18 protein-coding genes and 1 pseudogene (1 of these 19 running past the window's edge) are annotated in these 17,703 nt (G+C 43.9%); all 19 read left to right on the forward strand.

All coding sequences use genetic code 11. The features are described 5' to 3' along the window. The gene (locus tag FHY60_RS05090) at positions 1–432 is read left to right on the forward strand and encodes an HK97 gp10 family phage protein (protein WP_074665367.1); all 432 of its coding nucleotides are present in this window, start codon (positions 1–3) and stop codon (positions 430–432) included. Beyond that, positions 429–773, forward strand: coding sequence for a hypothetical protein (locus FHY60_RS05095; protein WP_003516028.1), 345 nt, complete (start codon positions 429–431; stop codon positions 771–773). The genes FHY60_RS05090 and FHY60_RS05095 overlap by 4 nt, the downstream gene beginning before the upstream one ends. A gap of 5 nt (positions 774–778) precedes the next feature. Next, complete coding sequence (locus FHY60_RS05100; RefSeq protein WP_013782353.1) at positions 779–1,378, forward strand: major tail protein; 600 nt, start codon at positions 779–781, stop codon at positions 1,376–1,378. Next, entirely contained in the window at positions 1,378–1,761 is a 384-nt protein-coding gene (locus FHY60_RS05105) for a hypothetical protein (RefSeq protein WP_003516030.1), read from the forward strand. Before FHY60_RS05100 ends, FHY60_RS05105 begins: the two co-directional genes overlap by 1 nt. Further along, positions 1,758–1,949: a hypothetical protein gene (locus FHY60_RS18245; RefSeq protein WP_003520671.1), complete on the forward strand. Its 192-nt coding sequence runs from the start codon at positions 1,758–1,760 to the stop codon at positions 1,947–1,949. The genes FHY60_RS05105 and FHY60_RS18245 overlap by 4 nt, the downstream gene beginning before the upstream one ends. A 27-nt stretch (positions 1,950–1,976) precedes the next feature. Next, positions 1,977–4,163: a phage tail protein gene (locus FHY60_RS05115; RefSeq protein ID WP_013782352.1), complete on the forward strand. Its 2,187-nt coding sequence runs from the start codon at positions 1,977–1,979 to the stop codon at positions 4,161–4,163. 13 nt (positions 4,164–4,176) lie between these two features. Then, positions 4,177–4,950, forward strand: a complete 774-nt coding sequence (locus tag FHY60_RS05120) for a distal tail protein Dit (protein WP_013782351.1) — start codon at positions 4,177–4,179, stop codon at positions 4,948–4,950. Positions 4,951–4,954: 4 nt separating this feature from the next. Then, entirely contained in the window at positions 4,955–7,477 is a 2,523-nt protein-coding gene (locus FHY60_RS05125; RefSeq protein ID WP_013782350.1) for a phage tail spike protein, read from the forward strand. 214 nt (positions 7,478–7,691) lie between these two features. Further along, on the forward strand, positions 7,692–8,267 hold the full coding sequence (locus FHY60_RS05135; protein ID WP_003868535.1) for a hypothetical protein: 576 nt from the start codon (positions 7,692–7,694) through the stop codon (positions 8,265–8,267). Next, the gene (locus FHY60_RS05140; RefSeq protein ID WP_013782349.1) at positions 8,264–10,732 is read left to right on the forward strand and encodes a glycosyl hydrolase family 18 protein; all 2,469 of its coding nucleotides are present in this window, start codon (positions 8,264–8,266) and stop codon (positions 10,730–10,732) included. Before FHY60_RS05135 ends, FHY60_RS05140 begins: the two co-directional genes overlap by 4 nt. Positions 10,733–10,818: 86 nt before the next feature. Beyond that, positions 10,819–11,238: a phage holin family protein gene (locus FHY60_RS05145; protein ID WP_004400092.1), complete on the forward strand. Its 420-nt coding sequence runs from the start codon at positions 10,819–10,821 to the stop codon at positions 11,236–11,238. Positions 11,239–11,255: 17 nt separating this feature from the next. Further along, entirely contained in the window at positions 11,256–12,239 is a 984-nt protein-coding gene (locus FHY60_RS05150) for an N-acetylmuramoyl-L-alanine amidase (RefSeq protein ID WP_279230468.1), read from the forward strand. Positions 12,240–12,292: 53 nt separating this feature from the next. Next, positions 12,293–12,511, forward strand: a complete 219-nt coding sequence (locus tag FHY60_RS05155; RefSeq protein WP_013782347.1) for an SHOCT domain-containing protein — start codon at positions 12,293–12,295, stop codon at positions 12,509–12,511. Between the two features lie 61 nt (positions 12,512–12,572). After that, positions 12,573–14,141 (forward strand): recombinase family protein, encoded by a 1,569-nt coding sequence (locus FHY60_RS05160; protein WP_013782346.1) that lies wholly within the window; start codon positions 12,573–12,575, stop codon positions 14,139–14,141. Next, complete coding sequence (locus tag FHY60_RS05165; RefSeq protein ID WP_083809929.1) at positions 14,105–14,596, forward strand: recombinase; 492 nt, start codon at positions 14,105–14,107, stop codon at positions 14,594–14,596. The genes FHY60_RS05160 and FHY60_RS05165 overlap by 37 nt, the downstream gene beginning before the upstream one ends. Continuing rightward, complete coding sequence (locus FHY60_RS05170) at positions 14,559–16,127, forward strand: recombinase family protein (RefSeq protein WP_013782344.1); 1,569 nt, start codon at positions 14,559–14,561, stop codon at positions 16,125–16,127. The genes FHY60_RS05165 and FHY60_RS05170 overlap by 38 nt, the downstream gene beginning before the upstream one ends. Before the next feature lie 153 nt (positions 16,128–16,280). Further along, a complete protein-coding gene (locus FHY60_RS17820; protein ID WP_028306869.1) occupies positions 16,281–16,427 on the forward strand; it encodes a hypothetical protein in 147 nt (48 codons plus the stop codon). Positions 16,428–16,743: 316 nt separating this feature from the next. Beyond that, the gene (locus FHY60_RS05180) at positions 16,744–17,118 is read left to right on the forward strand and encodes an ArsR/SmtB family transcription factor (protein ID WP_005584884.1); all 375 of its coding nucleotides are present in this window, start codon (positions 16,744–16,746) and stop codon (positions 17,116–17,118) included. Positions 17,119–17,131: 13 nt separating this feature from the next. Further along, a pseudogene (locus FHY60_RS05185) lies at positions 17,132–17,703 on the forward strand (heavy metal translocating P-type ATPase) (it continues 1,787 nt past the right edge of the window).

The following is a 17,703-nucleotide window of genomic DNA, read 5'->3' on the forward strand; positions in this document are numbered from 1 at the left end:
GTGGCTAAGGTGGAAGTTAAAATGCCGGAAGAGTTCTTGCTCAAGTTATCCAGACTTGGAGAAAGAACAGACGAAATCATACCTAAGGTGCTGGAAGCAGGCGGGGAAGTGGTTCTTTCAAAAGTGAAGTCCAATCTTCAGTCAGTTATCGGGAGCGGCACTAAATATCCGTCCAGAGCAACCGGTGAATTGGTAAATGCTTTGGGACTCTCTCCTGCCAAACAGGACAGGGATGGAAACCACAACATAAAAATCGGCTTTACTGAACCAAGGAAGGATGGGGTAAGCAATGCGAAGATTGCTAATATTATTGAGTATGGCAAGTCCGGGCAGCCTCCAAGGCCCTTTTTGAAACCGGCAAAATCAGCTACAAGGAAGTCCTGCATCGAAGCAATGAAATCAAGACTGGAACAGGAGCTGGGTCGTATATGAGCATATTGTCAGAATTAAACTCGTTATTGGATGGTTTGGGTATCCCCATTGAAACCGGGGTATTTAGCGGTGTACCGCCGGATGAGTACCTTGTCATTACTCCGATGACAGATACATTTGAGGTTTTTGCAGACAACCGGCCTCAGGTAGAAACCCAGGAGGTAAGGTTGTCTTTATTTATAAAGGGAAACTACACTGCCCGTAAAAACGAAATAGTGAACACATTGCTCCAAGCAGGCTTTACCATTACCGACAGGCGGTATATAGGCCATGAGGACGATACCGGCTATCACCACTATGCCATTGATGTGGCAAAAGAGTATGAAGTAAAGGAGGAATGAAAAACATGGCCACAATCGGACTGGACAGGTTATATTATGCCAAAATAACTGAGAATGAAAACGGAGAAGAGACATACGACACGCCTGTTCCGCTGGCTAAGGCTATTACGGCAGAGCTTTCTGTGGAGCTGGCAGAGGCGACACTTTATGCCGATGACGGGGCGGCAGAAGTGGTCAAGGAATTTCAAAGCGGCACACTGACTCTTGGTGTTGCAGATATCGGAGTAGACGCTGCTGAGGTTTTGACGGGAGCCACTCTTGATGACAATAAGGTGCTGATTTCTGCCAGTGAGGATGGAGGCGCACCTGTGGCAATCGGCTTTAGAGCCAAGAAAGCTAACGGCAAGTACAGGTATTTTTGGCTTTACAGGGTTAAATTCGGAATCCCGGCTACAAATCTCCAAACGAAAGGTGATAGCATTACCTTTTCGACACCCACCATTGAAGGGACAGTCATGAGACGTAACAAACCAGATGGCCAGGGAAAGCACCCTTGGAAGGCAGAGGTCAGCGAAGACGATCCCGGTGTATCGCCTGAAACTATTACCGGCTGGTATACGGAAGTTTATGAGCCGGTATTTGCTGTGGGAGGAGGCAGCGAATAATGCAGGATAATGACAGAAGCGCAATTATCAAAATCGGCGATGAAGAATATCAGCTTATTCTAACCACTAAAGCGACAAAGGAGATTGCAAAAAGGTACGGCGGTCTTGAAAACCTCGGCACGAAACTGATGAAAACCGAGAACTTCGAGATGGCTCTTGACGAAGTGGTATGGCTGATTACACTGCTGGCTAACCAGAGCATTTTGATACACAACCTTAAAAATCAGGATAAGCGTGAACTCCTGACTGAAGAGACAGTGGAACTTCTCACATCTCCTTTGGAACTGGCAGCATATAAAGACGCTATCATGGAAGCAATGTTCAAGGGTACCAAAAGAAATGTTGAAAGTGAGGATGACTTAAAAAACACACCGGCCGAGTGAGCGATGAGGAATTGTTCACTCGGCTTTTATATTACGGCACTGTCCAGCTCAACCGTTCAGAGGATGAAGTATGGCTAATGCCTATTGGGTACCTGCTTGATTTATGGGAGTGCCATAAGCAGTTTTTAGGGCTGGCGAAACCAAAGCGTATGCTTACCATTGATGATGTGATACCTTACGGAATTTAAAAATTTTGCAGGAAAGGAGGCGGTTATGTGGCAGACAATTTTGGCCTGAAGATCGGGATTGAAGGCGAAAAGGAATTTAAAAACGCCATTCGTGAGATCAATCAAAGTTTTAAGGTACTGGGTAGCGAAATGAACCTGGTCGTATCTCAGTTCGACAAGCAGGATAAGTCAGTTGAAGCTGTTACTGCAAGAAACAAGGTGCTTAACAAAGAGATCGAATTGCAGAAAGAAAAAATAGCTACTTTGGAGAAAGCCCTTGCCAATGCCGCCTCATCTTTCGGAGAAACCGACAGACGTACTCAGTCGTGGCAAATACAGCTTAATAATGCAAAAGCCGAACTGAACAAAATGGAGCGCGAGCTCGAACAGTCTGCTGAAAGTGCAGACGAGCTTGGGGACGAATTGAAGGAAAGTGGAGACAATGCCGAAAAATCCAGCTCGAAATTTGAGAAGCTGGGCAGCGTTCTTAAAGGTGTTGGCGCGGCTATGGGTGCTGCAGCGACCGCAGCGGGCGCGGCTGCCATCAAGCTGGGAAAAGAGGTCGTGGAGCAGTTTGGTGAGCTTGAGCAGAACCTTGGCGGTTCTGAAGCTGTGTTTGGCGAATATGCTGCACGTATCCAAAAAACGGGAGAAGAAGCCTACAAGAATCTGGGCTTGTCCCAATCCGAGTACCTTGCCACCGCCAACAAAATGGGCGCACTGTTTCAGGGTGCTGGTGTCGATCAGCAAAAAAGTCTGGAACTTACCGAGAAGGCCATGCAACGGGCGGCAGATATGGCTTCGGTTATGGGCATTGACATGCAGACTGCCATGGAATCCATCGCTGGCGCAGCCAAGGGTAACTTCACCATGATGGATAATCTGGGTGTCGCCATGAACGCCACTACCATCGAAGCTTATGCTCTTGCAAAAGGGCTGGATTTTGCCTGGAATAGCGCAACCAATGCCGAAAAGGCCGAGATCGCCATGCAGATGTTTTTTGAAAAAACCGAACAGTATGCTGGAAACTTCGCAAGAGAGTCTACCCAGACCATCAGCGGTTCCATTGGTCTTTTACAAGCCTCTCTAAGTTCGTTTATAGCAGGACTTGGCAATGCGAACGCTGATATGACGAACCTAACACAAAATCTTGTGGATGCCTTTCAGGCTGTAGTTAAAAATATTGTACCGGTTTTGGAAAATATAGTGGCTGCTCTGCCGGAGGCAACCGGTGCGATTATCTCAGCAGTCAAAGATCTGCTTCCCGTGCTGTTGCAAACTGTAACTGAATTGTTCTCTCAGGTGCTTCAAACTCTCTTGAGCCTGCTGCCGGAGCTGATTCCAGCAGCAGTAGATGCGGTCATGACCATTGTCGGAGCACTCATTGATAACCTGCCTTTACTCATTGATGCAGCGGTACAGCTAATCACAGCGTTGGTAATGGGGCTTGGAGAAGCATTACCGGAGCTAATTCCAGCAGCGGTTCAAGCAGTGATCACCATTGTGCAAGGGCTGCTGGATAATATGGACAAAATCCTTGAAGCTGCTTTTACATTGATTCAGGGACTGGCGCAGGGACTTTTAAATGCATTGCCAGAACTAATTGAAGCACTGCCGAGGATAATTACAACAATCATTGACTTTGTGACGAACAATATGCCGAAAATCATAGAATTGGGAATTACGCTTATCGTACAGCTTGCTGCCGGGCTTGTGAAAGCCATTCCAGAACTAGTAAAGTCTTTACCTCAGATTGTTGCGGCTATTATAGAAGGCTTGGGCAAGGCGGTTGTTTCAGTGGTTGAGATTGGTAAGAACATTGTAAAAGGCATCTGGGAAGGTATTAAAAGCCTTGGTAGCTGGATTAAGGATAAGGTTTCCGGTTTCTTTTCCGGTATTGTTGATGGAGTAAAGAATTTTCTTGGAATCAGATCTCCGTCCACTGTTTTTGAAGGTATTGGCGGCAATATGGCACTGGGTATTGGTGAGGGATTTGACAAGGCTATGGCCAGAGTGGCAGACAATATGCAAAATGCAGTGCCGACAGATTTTAATATATCTCCTGATATTAATGTAAGTGGAAGAGGTGGATTTAGCGGTTTAGCTTCTGGGCCGCTTGTTGTGGTGCAGCAGATGATTGTTCGTGGTGAAGAAGACATACGTAGGATTTCACAGGAGTTATATAACCTGATGCAGACAGGTTCAAGGGCGCAGGGACGTTTTATAACAGCGTAATGGAGGGAAGCATATGGGATTTATCTACAATGGAATATCGTCGCAAAGTATGAAAATACGAGCAAGACTTACCAAATGGCAGGTCTCCCCTGCCCTGCGCAATTCATTTGAAACTGTGCCGGGCAAAGCAGGTATTGCAGATTTTGGCTGCGACATATCAGAACGAAACATAATAATTAGCTGTAGTGTGCTTCCCCAGCGCAGTTTTGCCGATCTTGTATCGGTTCTTGATAATGTTGCTGAATGGTTAAATCCGGAAAACGGTCTTAGACAACTTGTTCTAGATGATTTGCCCGACCGATATTTCATGGCTCGCTTATCAGAAGCGGTTGACTGTGAGCGGATATTGCGGACAGCGGGCAGCTTTGAACTTCGGTTTGTTTGTCCCGACCCGTATGTTTACGCGTTGGAAGATGAGATATTTGTTCTTTCTGAAACAGGTCTGCATGAATTGGAGAGGGTTAAAGGAAATGCGGATTCCAATCCGGTTTATCTCTTGAAGGGTTTGATATCAACGTCCTCATCAAGCTATATTTCGCTTATTACAAACGGCGAGGAATTGCTAATTGTTGGCTCATTATCTGAAGGTGAAACTCTGATTGTCGACTCCGGCATGGTAACAGCTAAGGTTATTGATGAAACAGGCCGAACCTTGAGAAATGGTCTTCCCAGCCTGCAGGATCTGAATTTTCCAATTCTCAGGAAAGGTGTTAATCATATTGAGATTGCCGCAGAAAACGCGACCTTTACTGAGTTAAAAATACAGGCAAAAAGCAGATGGAGGTGATAATATGGCGATAAAATCAATTCTAACGAGCCAAGAGGATTTTACCGGTGAGTTTCCTGTAACATCAAGGACGTCTGCTTTATGGCGATTTAATGAAAAAACACCAGACGAAAATCTTCAGCTTATGGATTCATCGGGACATGGCAGACATTTTACCATCTCCGGCTGGTCAGGTACATCAGCAAACCTTATTGCTGGAAGATTCGGAAGATACTTTAGGCAAAATATTGTTAATCCGACTTCTGAAAAGACCCATCTTATAGCAGAAAATGATGGGAGTTTCTTTAGCAATCTGGGCGAAAAGATTGTTGTAGGAGGTTGGATTAATCCTACCACCTATTCGGTCGGCCAGACATATATACCCATATTCAATACCCGCCAAGGACCCGGTCAGCCAATTTTTTATGTTTCACTTTATCAAGGGAGACTTAGGCTGATGTTGTATAACTCCTCCGGCGCACTAATCTACGACCAGAGTGAAACGTCTACCATTACCTTGAAAAACGGCGGCTGGTATTTTATCGCCTCCATCATTGAAGTAAGCAACAAAAAGGTACAGAACATCATATGCGATCGCAGCGACGGGGCAACCTGGGTGTCGCCTGTGCGTTCCTTTTCGGGAGAGCTGAATCGGGAGTGTATAGCAAACATTATTATGGGGATGCATGCAAATACCTACTACTATGCCGGAGGCTTCGACGACTGGTTTCTGGAAACGGACTCACAGCTTACAGCTGATGATTTGCTGTTATATTTTAAGTCGTCTTTACATGCAAACGGTGGGGATGCGGCTTCGGATGTAGATGCTTTGGCAGAGCCTGGCGCAGTCACCCTTAAAGCAACAGATGGCGAGTATCCTGCAAGTGGCGTACTTTATACAAGGGCGGTTCCATGTGCATTATCGGGCAGCGGTCGTGTAGCTGTGACAAGCGAATATACTGCAGGTGTTACTTCAGTGTCTATAGTAGAGACCAGCACAAGCGATGATCTTGAAGAATGGTCTGCATGGCAGGCTGTGGGAACCAGCGGTGAACTTCAATCGCCAAATCGGCAATATATAAGGTTCCGTGTTACCCTTACCAGCAGCGATCCGTTGAAGACACCAAAACTTCTGGAAATACAGCTTCATGATATACCGAAAGCGCCCTATGAGAAACTAGGCTTTGCCCGTCCTGTGATTTTGGACAAAAACGGAGCATGGGAAGCTGTTCTTGAAAATGCCTTTGATATCATTGTCACTGGTGAGGTGAACGGCGCGGATACGCTGGAATTCAAGCTTCCGTTCCATGATCCAAAAAGAAGCACACTGGAAAATGAAAAACAAGTGCAAATCGTAAATGACATTTACCGGATCCGAACCTTAACGGACAATAAAAGCGAAGATGGGCGTGTTATTACGCAAGTATATGCTGAAGCGGTATTTTACGATCTGTCTTTCAGTGCGGAAAAAGAACCTAGAGAATTCAATGCAGATACTGCAGATGTTCCGATGCAATATGCACTTTTGGGTACAGGCTGGACAGTAGGAAATGTTACTGTCACTACGAAACGGACATGGCAGTGTACAGAAAAAAATGCCTTATCCATCCTTCGCACTGTACAGAATATTTATGGCGGCGATCTGGTGTTTGACAGCGCCAACCGCCAGGTACACCTTTTGACTTTTAGTGGTACTGATAGCGGAGCGCTTTTTTCATATAGAAAGAATTTGAAAAGTATTCAGCGGGTAGTCGATACACGTGAATTAGTGACAAGGCTCTATGCTTATGGAAAGGACGGATTGACCTTCGCTTCAATTAATGGAGGTAAGGAATACGTGGAAGATTACACTTTTTCCAGTGAAGTGAGGGTGTCGACGCTTGATTGTTCGTCGTTTACAAATCCGTATCAGATGCTGGAATATGCAAAAATGCGGCTTGCAGAATATTCGAAGCCTCGCGTCTCTTATGTACTGTCTGCAATGGATTTATCTGCGCTAACCGGTTATGAGCACGAAGCATGGAAACTGGGTGATATTGTTACAGTAGACGATAAAGAACTAGGCCTTTTGGTAAAGACACGTGTTGTGAGAAGGCAGTATAACTTACAGGAGCCATGGAAAACAGTGATTGAGCTTTCAACTAAACTGCGGGAACTTGGCGATTCTTCAGCACAGTGGGACAAGGCAGCGGATGCGCTGTCCTCAGCAGAGTTGGTAAACCGTCAGGAAATTAAAGATATGGTACCATTCAACCATCTGCGCAATTCCAGGGCGGATGATGGTTTTGCCTACTGGGTCAATTCCGGTTTTGAAGTAGACACTGAGAATGGTGTTTCGGGAACTGCTTCCTTCAAGGCTGTTGGTGTACCTGGTATGACAAAGAGTCTGTCACAGACGGTATACCCAGCGACACGTAAAAGCTATACATTTTCAGCGCAGATTGCTTCCGAAAACCTTGAAAAGGGCGAAAACGGCCAAGTTGGTGTTGAGATAGTCATTGAATACGAGGACGGTACAACGGAAACAAGATTTATAGACCTGATTTGAGGGTGGTGATATGGCATATTTCAATCAAATCGCACACAGTATTTCTCCCAAAAGTATCAGCAGAGTCAAGTCTATCACCATCAGGCTGTGCGTCACTGACTGCACCGGCACAGTGTACTTTACAGACTTATTGCTTCAGGGCGGCTCGGTTTCCACCGGATGGATCGGGCATGTATGCGAAATACAGTGGACATTAGACGGGTAGGTGAAATGGATGCAGTTTTCAAGATTTGCAGAAACCATACAACTAAAAAGCAATAAACATGTGGTGGGCGTTACTGTGATACTCAAGATTTCCGACTGTACCGGAATAATCTATTTCACCGACCTGCAGCTTCAGGATGGAGATCAGTTGACAGGCTATACCGTCCACACGAGCAAAATGCTAACGAAAATGCAGGAAAACGGGCAGCCAGTTCCGCCCCGGCATTATAACGGTGTGGTGCGAACAGCGGAGACTGTAATTTTATTCAACCTGGGTAAAACTTCTGCTGGCCTTGACTGCTATATTTATCCTATACAGGATATGGCCGCAGGGAGTATTGAACTATCCCAAGGTGTAGGTGCGCATAAGGTAAGGTTTCTTGACCCGGTTAATGCAGGCGATGAGCTGGCGCTCAAGGCTTCCACCCGCCAATGCCTTAAAAACGGAAGCCCTACTCGTAAGGATGGATTTTATCAATACTCTGCGGCATGGGATAGCAAACATATGGTGAAGCTGGAAGAGAGAAAATCGGCGCGGGTGCTCTTTGAATTTCAGGAGATGCAAGAAGGCGGTGACCGGTTGTGAGGGATTTCTTAAAAGGCAAACGTTGCATGGTGTGGAGTTTTATGGGAAATGCCCGAATGTATGAAGCACTTAGAGACTACGGCGACCGATTTGATACGGTAGGCATTTTTACTTTTGAGGTTGACGCAACAGGCACAATCACTGAAACCGGTACCAGCATCAGCAGCATGCTACCGTATATTCAGAAATGGCCGCACATTAAGTGGCTGCTCACTATTATGAATCATGGAATAGCCAATATTTTTACTGCACTTCGCAACAACGAAAACGGTGCAAAGGATAAGTTTCTTACTGAAATCATCCGAATCATGAACAAGTATCCATGGTGCGCTGGGGTAGATATTGACCTGGAGCGCGGCGGCGGTTATGAAAACAAGGATGCGGCGAATGCACTATTTAGGGATATATACAATACAGTTAAGTCTTATGATGCAACAAAGCTTGTCAACATCTGCCTGCCTGGTATGACCGGCGTTCAAGGCTCGGTGGGCGGTGAAAACTGGTGTGTTTATGCCGATCTTAACGACTATTGCGATACCGCCGCCATCATGAGCTATGGCATGGCATGGGCGGGCTCTGCTCCCGGCCCAGTATCTCCTCGTGACTGGCTTGAGGGCATATATGATTATGCTGTTTCCGTTATGTCACCCGATAAGATATTCATGGGGTTGCCTGCTTATGGCTGGAACTGGAGGATTCATGATACACCTGAAAACCTTGGAATAACCTATCGAGGGGTGTCTAATACCTACTATGCGGCAAAATACTGGATGACTGGGGTTTACAATTTCACAGGCGATGCACCGCCCCAGCCGTTTATTCCAATTGTGGCTTACTGGGATGACTATAACAAAGTACCTTGGGCTCTTCCTCATGTATATGACTATATGGAAGGGTGGGATGCTATATCCTGGGAATATCCGCTGCTAAAAGGGGTTTATAACAGGCGAAGATATTTGACAAGCTATGGCAAGGAGCCGAAAGCGGAGTTCGGAACCATTTATATTGACAGGAACGGAGTTCCGGATGAATACGAAGGAAATGTCATTATTACTGATGAGATGGCCTCACTTGGAGATGACCAGGCGTCAGCAGAGTACCGTTTTGAGATAAGAGAAGCGGGATATTACGATATTGCAGTACAGCTTTGCTTTCCTTACTGGGACAAAAATGCGATTATCGTTTCCCTTGATGGTGAATCAAAGACTTTCAGCGAGAACCGTTTATGGTGGCCATACTGGAGAAGAGTTTGCTGGTTGACACTTGCAAAAGGTGTATTTCTCCAAGAGGGAACGCATGCTGTCAGCATAAGCGGTGGTGTGCCGGGAGTCCAGTTTTACGGTTTTAGGGTTTGCAGTGGATTTTCGGAGTATCCCTTTGCCGGTGAAGCCAGCTTTATGCTCTCTCCTCGTCGGTTCAAGGATGTAAATGGTGTGATGGTTGAGCCGGATCGAGGTTTTAAACTGACCTTTGAAATGTTGCGAAGAAAACCCGACTCGACGCTTATTTGGTATGAAGATTTTCGGGACAGGAACATCCTGCCTGAAAATTACTGGACTGTGTTGGACGGCGAATGGGATGTTTGGCAAGAGCCAGACAGCACAGAAAGTCGCCCATATTCCCAGCTCGAGGGATATGGCAAACTTGCATGGAAATACGACGGGTTTTCCGACATCCATATCCGGGCAAGGCTGGCTTTCCCTCAAAATAGCAGTGGACGGGCTGGGGTGTTCCTTGGGGATATTTTCTGCTGCTTAAACTATGACACGCAAAGAGTCGAGCTTTATCAAGGTAATTCCTTGCTTGGTAGCTATTCCACCAGTTTCTCAAAAACTGTAGATGCCGATCTTCGTGCTAATCCGAATATGTATACTATAGAGATGCGAAAACGCGGCAATAAAGTAAGAGTATATTCTGGTGCAGCTTCAACCCTGCGTTTCACAGTGAATGTAATCGGTGGTAGTGGTTATGCAGGGTACTGCTCGGACAACCGGACGGTATGCGAGCTGCTGCGGCTGGGCGATGCGTGGGTATATGAACCATACGAGCGTTTTGATGTGGAACTCCCGGATGGAACTATAACCAGCTTTGGCAGGCTTGCTCGCACTGGTGTCACGTGGGATGATGAATTTCAGGTGTTTTCAGTAAATAGCGATGTGGAGGAATCGATAACTCGCAGTGAGGACATTTCGATGGATTATGACTTCTTCCACTCACAACTTTTGGCTCTTTCTTGCGGTAATGACTATGAAGTAAAGATTATACCGAAAGACATCAATATTTGGATATCCCGTCTCTTCCTCGGAGATGCAGATGGTTTTTCTATTCTGTATTATCAGGATGTGGACAGCCTTGTTTACTGGGCAAACGAAGCGGCTTATCGATGGAAACTGCGAGGTATAGCCATCTGGTCTCTTGGGCAGGAGGATATGCGGTTGTGGGAGGCGCTTCCGAAGCAAATATAGATTAGAAGTTTTAATTTTCAGCGCTTTGCTTTAAGGCAGGGCGCTTTTTTATATGCAAAACTCAAGTTGAACGGAGGTTTAAGACAATGAAAACAGTATGGAACTGGGCGCAGGCGGTTTTTACTGCTATTGGCGGATTTCTTGGATGGTTTCTTGGAGGGCTGGATGGATTTTTATACGCACTCATCGCTTTTGTAGCCATTGACTATGTGACCGGAGTGATGTGTGCCGTTGTAGACAGAAAGCTTTCGAGTGAAGTCGGGGCCAAGGGCATCTTTAAGAAAGTGCTTATTTTTGTACTTGTAGGAGTAGGACACATCATCGACAGCCAGGTGCTCGGCAATGGCGGGGCAATCCGGACAGCGGTGATTTTCTTTTACCTGAGTAACGAGGGAATTTCAATTCTTGAGAATGCAGCACATATAGGACTGCCCATTCCTGAAAAGCTGAAGAACGCATTGGAACAACTGCATGGCCACTCAAATGAGGAGGATGAAAAGAAATGAAGCTGTACACGAAGTACATGACGCGAAACGATTGCTATACAGCAGGCCGAAAAATCACGCCTAAAGGAATCATGGCACATTCGACGGCTGTGCCGGGTGTAATGGCGGCTGAGTGGTTTTCCCGTTGGAACAAATCTTACAAGGCCGGCGAAATAAATAGGCAGGTATGTGTTCACGCTTTTGTAGACGATAAAGAGGTTTGGCAATACCTGCCTTGGGATCATCGCGGGTGGCATGCGGGAGGAGCAGCCAACAATACCCATATTGGCTTTGAAATCTGTGAGCCTGCTGGGTTTTCGTATAAATCCGGGTCGGTAATGGTGGGTTATGATGCAGCAAAGCAGGAAGATTATTTCCGTAAAGCGTGGCAGAATGCTGTTGAACTCTGCGTTATGCTCTGCAAGAAGTACGGTCTTAATGAGAATGACATCATCTGCCACTCCGAAGGATATAAGCTCGGTATTGCCAGCAACCATGCTGATGTGATGCACTGGTTTCCCAAGCATGGGGAGAATATGGACACTTTCCGTAAAGCAGTAAAAAAAGCGCTGGAGAACAGTACAGATATCAATACTGATATTGGAATTGGAGATATGGTGGAGTTTAAGGTCAGTGTAAAGAATTACTACCCCGGCAGTGTGGAAGTTCCAACGTGGGTCAAAAATGACTATTACCACAGGGTCACACAGACTTTATATAAAGGCAAGCCGGTCATAAAAGGCGGCAAAGAGTGTGTTTTACTTGGCAAAAAGGTTAAGAAATCCGGCGGTTTAGAGGTTGCAGGTATAAACACTTGGGTAGCAAAAGAAAACCTTGTAATAGTAAACAGTATTACAGATAACAAGAGCAATAGAACCTATACAGTGCAAAAAGGCGACACCTTATGGAGAATAGCAGAAAAAGAACTCGGTAGAGGAACAAGATATCCGGAGATCAAGAAACTGAATAGCCTGACTACGGATACTATTTACCCCGGACAAGTTCTGAAATTGCCTAAATAACGATAAAGGACAGCCAATCGCGGCTGTCCCAAGTTTTTATAGGAGGTGCTTGAATGATAGAGGGGGCTAATCATTTACCATATAACCCGCAGGAAACGAACAATACAAAGATAACACAGGAGGAAATTCAAAGAGAGGTTGATTACTGGCGGGCATATAAAATCCTGCAAAAGATGCTTAAAGCGGGACTGATTTCAGAGGAAGAATTCGACAAAATCGACAAGTTAAATCTTAAAACTTTCTCGCCGATGTACGCACAGCTTATGGCCTAATTAGCTTGCTATTAGCGGCACACAGAGGTAACATGTCACATGCCCAAAGGAGGTGAAAACAGTGAGAAAGGTAACGAGGATTGATGGAAACAATGCTCTCCAAGCTTTCAAGCCAAAGGTGAGGGTAGCGGCTTATTGCAGGGTTTCAACCGACAGCGATGAGCAAATGGCAAGCCTGGAAGCACAAAAAGACCATTATGAATCCTATATAAAAGCAAACCCGGATTGGGAATTTGCAGGGATTTACTATGACGAAGGCATATCAGGCACAAAAAAGGAAAACCGAACTGAACTTTTAAGGCTGCTTGCAGATTGTGAAAACATGAAAATTGACTTTATTATAACCAAGTCGGTCAGCAGATTTGCCAGAAACACAACCGACTGTATTGAGATGGTGAGAAAACTTACCGATCTCGGTGTTTTCATCTATTTCGAGAAAGAGAATATAAACACACAGCGCATGGAAGGCGAATTGGTGCTGACAATTTTGAGCAGTCTTGCAGAAAACGAGTCATTATCCATTGCAGAAAATAGTAAGTGGTCTATCAGACGTAGGTTCCAAAACGGAACATACAAAATTTCGTATCCTCCCTATGGTTACGATTATGTGGATGGAAAGCTATTTATCAATAAAGAACAGGCTGAAATCATAAAGCGGATTTTTTCCGAGGCTTTGGCTGGTAAAGGCACACAGAAAATTGCAGATGGGTTAAATTTGGATAAAATCCCAACAAAGAGAGGTTCACATTGGACAGCGACCACTATCCGCGGTATCCTTAGCAATGAAAAATATACCGGGGATGTCCTTCTGCAAAAAACATATACAGATGAGAATTTTAAGCGGCATTATAATCGTGGTGAAAAGGATCAATACATGATAAAGGATCATCATGAAGCCATTATATCCCATGAGGAATTTGAAGCCGTCAAAGAAATATTGAAGCAAAGAGGTAAAGAAAAAGGCGTAATCAAGGGAAGCAGTAAATATCAAAACCGCTACCCTTTCTCGGGGAAAATCAAATGCGCAGAATGTGGCAGCAGTTTTAAGCGTCGAATTCATGGCAGTGGTAATCATAAATACATTGCCTGGTGCTGCACAAAGCATATAAAAGACGCTTCGGCTTGTTCAATGAAATTTGTCAGAGAGGATGGGATCCATCAGGCTTTTGTTGTTATGATGAATAAGCTTATTTTCGGACATAAGTTCATTCTAAGGCCATTGCTGCAAAGCTTAAAGAAAACAAATTACTCAGATAACATAACTAAGATTCAGGAGCTGGAAACTAAAATAAAAGAAAATACAGAGCGGGTACAGGTGATTATGGGACTTATGGCCAAAGGATACCTGGAACCCGCTCTTTTTAATACACAGAAAAATGAGCTGAGCAAAGAAGCAGCCTTGTTAAAAGAACAAAAAGAAGCCATAAACCGCGCAATCAATGGGGGCATGACTGCTCTTGTTGAAGTTGAGAAACTTCTTAAATTTGCAATGAAAGCTGAAAAGCAGATTGATAGATTTGATAGTGAAATATTTGAGAATTTTATTGAAGAAATCATTGTGTTTTCGCAGGAGGAAATAGGCTTCAAAATGAAATGCGGATTGAACCTGAGGGAAAGGATGGTGAGATGATGAGCCATATACCTTTTGGGTATGCCATTAAAAACGGCAAGGCTGTTGTTAACGAAAAGGAAGCGGTTAAGATAAAGGAGCTGTTTGGGGCTTATCTTTCCGGGCTTTCTTTAACTGAAGCGGCCAAAAACGCGGGTATTAAGCGCTGCCATACATCTATTGCAAGAATGCTGACAGATAAACGGTATGTAGAGGATAAATTCTATCCGCCCATTATCAGCAGGGATACATTCGAAGAAGTACAACTGGAAAGACGCAGGCGAGCTGAGGCACTTGGCAGGATTTATGAACATAAAGGAAATGAAAAGAAATGCCTAAATTTTAGGTTTCATGCTTCAATGCCAGATAATCTATATGATGATCCATTTCAGCAGGCAGAGTATGCTTATAGTCTTATTAAGAGCGAGGTGATTTCAGATGGCAATCAGGAATGTTACGGTAATCCCTGCTCGTAAACGGATTGGAAATAGTGCAAAGGCTGAAGAATTGCCTAAGCTTCGGGTAGCAGCCTATTGCCGCGTATCTACGGACAGCGAGGAGCAGGCAACCAGTTATGAAGCGCAAATTGAGCACTACACAAACTACATTAAAAGCAATCCGGAATGGGAGTTAGCTGGCATATTTGCGGATGAAGGGATTACTGGAACCAACACGAAAAAGCGTGAAGAGTTTAACCGGATGATAGAAGAATGTATGCAGGGCAAAATCGATATGATAATTACGAAATCTATCAGCCGTTTTGCAAGAAATACGCTGGACTGCCTAAAGTACATAAGGCAGCTTAAAGAAAAAAATATTCCAGTTTACTTTGAAAAGGAAAATATAAACACATTGGATTCCAAAGGGGAAATCCTGCTGACCATTATGGCTTCTTTGGCGCAGCAAGAAAGCCAATCGTTAAGCCAGAATGTAAAACTGGGTATTCAGTACCGATATCAGCAAGGAAAAATCCATATTAATCACAACCGGTTTCTTGGCTATACAAAGGATAAGGATGGCAATTTAGTTATCGTACCTGAAGAAGCAGAGATCGTTAAACGCATTTACAGAGAATACCTTGAAGGTTCCAGTATGCTACAGATAGCAAGAGGTCTGGAAGCTGACGGAATTCTGACAGGTGCAGGCAATCACAGATGGCATACCAGCACCATCAATAAGATTTTGAGGAATGAAAAATATATCGGTGATGCGCTGTTGCAGAAAACCTATACAGTAGATTTTTTATCGAAGAAAAGGGTGGCCAATAACGGCATAGTTCCTCAATACTATGTAGAAAACAGCCATGAGCCCATAATCCCGCGTGAAATTTATATGCAGGTTCAGGAAGAGCTTGTCCGCAGAAGATGTGTGCATATAAGTAAGAACGGAAAGAAGAGAAACTACAGCAATAATCATCCCTTATCCCAAATGGTGTTCTGCGGCAAGTGTCATGAAGTATTCCGCAGGGTTCATTGGAATAACCGAGGGAAAAAATCCATCGTTTGGAGATGCGTCAGCAGATTGGAAAACACCGGTTTGTTTTGTACCGCTTCCACTATACTTGAAGATACTCTCAAAGAGAAGATTGTAGAAGCTATCAATATAGCCGTCAGCGGGAAAAACTCTTTCCTGGCCATACTGAAAAAGAATATTGAAACCGTATTAAACGAGGATTTGGACGAGAGTACGGCAGATATTGATAAAAGGCTGGAAGAGCTTCAAGCCGAGTTGATCCAATTGGCAAATTCAAAGGAAGCATATGATAATATTGTCAATGAGATTTACCGCTTACGGGACTTAAGGCAAGAAACCCTTTCAAGAAACGCTCTCCGTCAAGATAAGCGGGATCGGATCGCTGAGATGACGGACTTCCTTAATATGCAAACCGGTGGTATTACGGAATTTGATGATAAACTGGTTAGAAAACTAATTGAAAAGGCAACTGTATATAATGACAGGCTAGTGGTAGAGTTTAAGTCAGGGTTAGAAATAGAAGTAAACCTATAAGCTCGTATTAAGATAGCCGCCAGTAGGGGAAGAGTACTTATACTATTATAAATAACTACAGGAGACATAATTGGATTACCGATTGCGGGAGCAGAAGCAAAATGCGCTGGTTAAAAATGCAGAGCGTGAAGGAAGAAGCAGCGAATAGCTGAAATGACAGACTTCTTGAATGAACAGTCCTATGAGCTGGAGGAATATGATGAGCAACTGGTAAGGCGGCTTATTGAAAAAGTTACGGTATTTGATAATAAGCTGACCGTTGAGTTTAAGTCTGGAGTAGAGATTGATGTATTAATTTAAAATGAACTTGACCGCCGATTGAGGAGAAATACTTCTTGATGGGCGGTTCTTTTCTATTTATACTTGGGGATAATCTAATAAGTGAACTCGTTTCAGCAAGCTGAAACATCGGGGAATCAGATGGAGAGTCTACTCCACCTGATTAAAACCCACCTACGCTGCGCTTAGAGGTGGCGGTCTTGACCGTAAAGCTAAAAGATAAACACACTTGAACAATTACTCATATGTTTTTATTGACAAACGGAGAATTGAGGTTTATAATATATATGAAAGCTTATTCAAGTGTTCAATTGAATGATAAAGAGGTGATATAAATATGGCAAAAAAAATTCAACCAATTGAAAGATGCGACTGTGATGTAATACATGAGGAAATTGTAAATAAAGTGCGAGAAAAAATGCCTCAAGAAGAAACTCTATATGATCTAGCAGAACTATTTAAAGTTTTTGGAGATTCAACAAGAATTAAGATACTCTGGGCATTAGATGAATCAGAGATGTGCGTTTGCGATATTGCATTCTTATTAAATATGACCCAATCAGCAATTTCACATCAGCTAAGAGTCTTAAAGCAGGCTGAACTAGTAAAGAGCAGAAGAGAAGGAAAGATTGTATTCTACTCTCTTGAAGATGAACATGTAAAGCAAATATTTGACCAGGGATTAATTCATATTTCAGAAGAAAGTAAGTAAAGGAGGGTCAGTAATGTTAAAGAAGGAAGTAATTTTAGAAGGTTTAGATTGCGCAAATTGTGCAGCTAAAATTGAAGATGAGGTTAATAAATTAAATGGAGTCAAAGCCTATATGAACTTCATGAACAAGACATTGACTTTAGAAATTGAATCAGAGCAAGAGTATAAGAATATATTACAGCAAGTTAAAACCATAGTGCACAAGCACGAACCGGATGTGGTAGTGAAAGAAAAATCCGTTAACAAGAGCAATAAAAAAGTATTAATACTTGAAGGACTTGGCTGCGCGAATTGTGCAGCTAAAATGGAAAAAGAAATAAGCGGTCTAGAAGGAGTTGAATTTGCTGCAGTAGATTTTGTTTCGAAGAAACTAACACTGGAAATAAGTCCGAAAGTCAACCGCTCTGAGTTAAATGAGAAGATTGAAGGCATAGTAAAGAAAATAGAGCCAGATGTAAAGGTCATTTTTGAGGAGAATAACTCCAAGACCAAAATAAACGAAAATAACGAAGAGGAAGAAGAAGGTGTCAACAAAAAAGAAATCATAAGACTTGTGGTCGGTGGAGCAATATTTGCCGTGGGAAT

It is taken from the genome of Clostridium thermarum, from assembly GCF_006351925.1.
GTDB lineage: Bacteria > Bacillota > Clostridia > Clostridiales > Clostridiaceae > Clostridium_AU > Clostridium_AU thermarum.